Source organism: Pseudomonas sp. P5_B2, from assembly GCF_056400445.1.
The window spans coordinates 1-4057 of the sequence record NZ_JBFULH010000375.1 but is presented as its reverse complement, the minus strand read 5'-3'; the positions used below and the strand labels follow the sequence as shown (position 1 = coordinate 4057).

Annotated in this window: 2 protein-coding genes and 1 pseudogene; all 3 read right to left on the bottom strand. The window is 58.0% G+C overall.

Annotation, left to right across the window (positions count from 1 at the left end; genetic code table 11):
• Window positions 1–390: pseudogene (locus AC1DRJ_RS20695) on the bottom strand (molecular chaperone); the annotation flags it as partial.
• A gap of 56 nt (window positions 391–446) precedes the next feature.
• Window positions 447–1703, bottom strand: coding sequence for a hypothetical protein (locus AC1DRJ_RS20690; protein ID WP_477803780.1), 1257 nt, complete (start codon window positions 1701–1703; stop codon window positions 447–449).
• Window positions 1704–1708: 5 nt separating this feature from the next.
• The coding region (locus AC1DRJ_RS20685) for a TcfC E-set like domain-containing protein (protein WP_477803779.1) at window positions 1709–4057 on the bottom strand (2349 nt) is incomplete at its 5' end.

Below are 4057 nucleotides of genomic sequence, written 5' to 3'. Positions count from 1 at the left end.
TTCATCTTCCTTCTCCGGCACTACCGGTACGAAACGCACCCGAAAGTAGCGCTCCCGATCTCGCTCGCCCATGTACAGCAGCCGGGTGCCTTGCATGCCATTGGCCGGCACGATCAGTCGCGCCGGGCTGGCCATCAAGCCGTCCTTGCTGCTGCCATCGGTTTGACTCTTGAGCGGTACTTCCCGTGATTTGCCGTCTACGTCGTAGAGAATTTCGAGGATGTTGACCTTCACAAATGCGGTGCTGTCGCCGCCATTGAACACCCGTTTCAGGTAAGTACTTTTATCCCCGTCCAGGTAGTCGTAGACGGTGCCGATATTGATACTTGGAGCAGCCTGAATCGCCAGGCAAAACCCGCTCAAACCCACCAGTGCCAGTAAACGCTTCATAACCATCCCCATCACATTGAACTCAACAAAGACCCGGCCCACTGAGGTGCCGGCCATCAGGCTTCCGAATCCCAGATCACCGTGAAAACACCGCCGTAGTGGGCTGCCACGCCGGGCTGCAGCATGGAATCCACATCGCTGGGGGCAATTTCAAAGTGCAGCACGCCAGGTGCCCGATCCACATAGAACCCGGGTTGAAACTGTTGGGCGTTCACCTCGCCCACGCGCAACGGACGTCGCTTGRCCGGTTGACCGGACACATCCGTCAATCCATTGGGCAGGCTTACGCTCAGTTGCACGGGGGTGGTGCGCTTTGAGACCGGGTCACGAAGCCTGCAATCGAACGGGCCGGCGATCTGGCATTCCAGCGACATCTTGAATCGTGATGACGCCGAAATATTGAAGGTCTGGTCGCGAAACAGGCGTACCGGTTTACGACCCTGCTGCAACCAGGACTGCCAGCCACCGGCCGGGACCAATTGCACGTTGTCGCCGCCGGGCGGTATCTCGACCTTCAGCGTGTGCTGAACATCCAGCGTGAAATTCAACGTGAGTGAATTGTCGTCGGGCTGCATGACGTCGCCCATGTCGAAATCATGACCCGGCCCGACACTGAAGGTGATAAAGCCGTGGTATTTGCCGGTTTTCATACTCAGCGGGTTAGGCGTTATCAATTGATAACCCAGTACGAAATACAGGTAGCGAAAGGACATGGGGATATCAAACAACGCTTGTTTGGAACACACCCCCGCTGCCGGCGGTACTTTCCAGAAACTATTAAATCCTCTTTGCCCAACCGTCGCCCAGCCCACCCCTTGGCAGGGAGCCGGCGCATACAACCATGAGTTGCCCCGCCACAGTCGATCCCAACCGGCACCGCCAGGCTCCCCGGTCAGTTCCGCGATGGGTACCGGTATTTGCGATTCATGACCGATACCGGCGATGCGGACTCTGACGGTATTGGTTTCTCCCGATTCATGGGTGACCGTCACATCCCGCCAGTCTGACGGGACTTTGGCCATCCCGCCCTGGCGCGGATCCGCGTGATTGGCACGAATCGGCGCGTTGGCGGTGAAACTGATAGGCGCAATCAAACTGAACAGGCCTTCCGGTTTGCAGGCCTGAGGGACTTGCGCGCAGAACCCTTGAGACGGGGTTTTATTCACGAATTCATTTTTATGCGGGGCCGAAGAGTCCGGTGTGAAAACGGCTTCAATATCCAGAGTCGCTGCCGTCACCGGCAGTCCACACAGTCCGGACAACACCAGCAACGACAGGCAGCGGCTCAATGGGTTTGCAAAGGTTCTGAACATGCTCATTAACCTGCCTTCTGCGCTGTAACCGTTGCTTCGGCCAACGTATCGGGACTGCAGCGCAAATCCCCGATCATCAACACGTTGTTTTCCGTGCTCCCCTGGCTCGGGTCCAGGCGGAACTGGCACAGCAACTGATTGCCATGGCGCACTTCCAGGGTCGGTGATCCCGCATTCATTTCCATGGAGAAGAACCCGTCCACTTCACTCACGCCACGGCTGGCGTGGTTGATGATGTGGTGGCCCTTGAGCGGGTTACCCTGAGGGTCGATCAGGCGACCGAGTACGGTGAGGGTTCTCATGACCTTGATCTGGCGATACTCCACGCCGCCCTTGTTCAAGTGATAGCTGGAACGGGCCGGCTGGATGGTCGCAGCGGGGACATGGTTACCTTCGAAATCGAAACTGACGGAGCTGCTTTTGTAGGCCGTGATCGGTACGAAGTTACGCCCCGGCTTGAGGATCGCACTGCCGCCACTCAAATCGTCGGCACGCAGGGCGATGTCCGCGATGTCCGATTCCACATCGATGATCATCCCCGCGCCATTGCGGTGGTACTGGCTGGTCATGACTATTTTCTGGCCACCGACGGCGACCGTGCTGTCCAGGTTCAGGCCACCGGTAAAGTCATTGTTGAACGAAGAGCGCTGGATGAAACCATCGCCGTTTGCCAGGTCTGACTGCATTGTCGCCATCGCATTCAAGCCGATGCCGTAGGTGTCAGTGATGGCCGTGGCGGAAACGTTTTGCAGAATGTGATCCTGCAGGTCTTTGCGGTAAGTGAACGAGGCGTTGTTATCCCGACCACCCTCACGAGCGGTTCGCGAGCCGATGCTGCCGGAGATTTGTTCACCGGGGCCGCCCAAGGCAATGTTGACGCTCAGGTCGACACCACGGTTGCGGTCGTCATCCGAACTGATGCTGCCCGGCCGATCGAACAGTGACAATCGCCAGTTGGCATCACTGCCAAACAGCCGGGTGCGCTGGGTCCATCCCAGATCCACACCGGTGCCATTGGTGTTGCCCTCACTGTGGGATACCCGCGCATTGACCGAGCTTTTGCTGGTCAGTCGATGGTTGATCGACAACGAAGAGTTGGTGGTTTGCCCGATAAATACGTTGGGCTGCCGCACTCGCGTGCCATCGGGCAGGGTGTCATAGAGTTTTGTGGTATCGAGCCAGCTACGGTTATAGCTGGCGACGAGGCTGCCGCTGCCATAAGAGTAGAGCCCCTGCACGTCGAGACCGGTGCCGTAATCTTCAGTCTGGTAGACGTTGGCATACAGGCTGGCGTAGTTGACGATGGCCCAGTCGACCGACGTGCCGAGTTGCAGGCTATCGCGCACCTGCCGGCCAGTCAGGCCAAGGATCACTCGCGGGTGCAACAGATAATTGAACGCGGCACCGGCGGTCATGTCGCCATCGTCGGGTTCATCCCAGTTGCTGAGCAATCCGGATTCACGCCCGGCGAACAGGTTGTAGCGCCAACGTTCGTCATGATTGCGCCAGTTGCTGGGTTTGTAGATCAGTTCCTGGGTGCTGGACGTGATCTGGCCATCTTCGATCAGGCGTACTTCCACTTCGTAGATCCCGCCCGGCAGCGGACGGGTATCGAGGGTCTGCAAACCGGCGGGTACCGCTTGGGTATTGATCATCAAACCGTCGCGATAAATCTCCACCGAGCCTTGCCGATTGGCGGTGACGTAAATCGGATAGACCGCCGGTTTGGGGTTGTTGACTGCCAGGCTGTCGGAGCTGCCATACATCACGCCCAAAGCCGTGTCGGGGCTGGTGCCAAAGGTGCGCGGCTGGCGGGACAGGCCTTCGGATGAGGGAGTGAAATAACCCAGGCGCAGAAAATCGCCTTCCAGTTCGCGCTGGGTATAAAGCTCATTCACTGCGTGATAGAGCGTGTTATCCAGGCCACCCAGTCGGGACAGCTGCACATTGACGGCTTGAGTCCAATTGCCCAGGCTGCTGCTGGCCTCCAGACCGTAGCGCCCTCCGAGGTCCTGGCCCTGGCCCCCATTGAGATTTAACTGGTTGCGCACGATCAACCCGGTGCTGCCCCCCTCAGGCAAGTTGTAATAGCGTTGCACCTGATCGTCACGCTCAGCATTTTGCGTGAGAATCGAGACCAAGGAGTTTTCAAGGCTGTAGTGCACGGCCAGCAATTGTTCGGGGCATTGGGCCTTGCAGTCACCGAGGGCTACGCCCTGTATCAGATAGCTCGACCAAACGTCTCGCGTACCGGGTTTGAGTTGGCTGTCGCTGACATCCGTGAAGTCAACGAGGGTAATACGATCATCGCGCGTTAAAACGACCATCGCCTCACCCAGAAACTGTTGATCAAG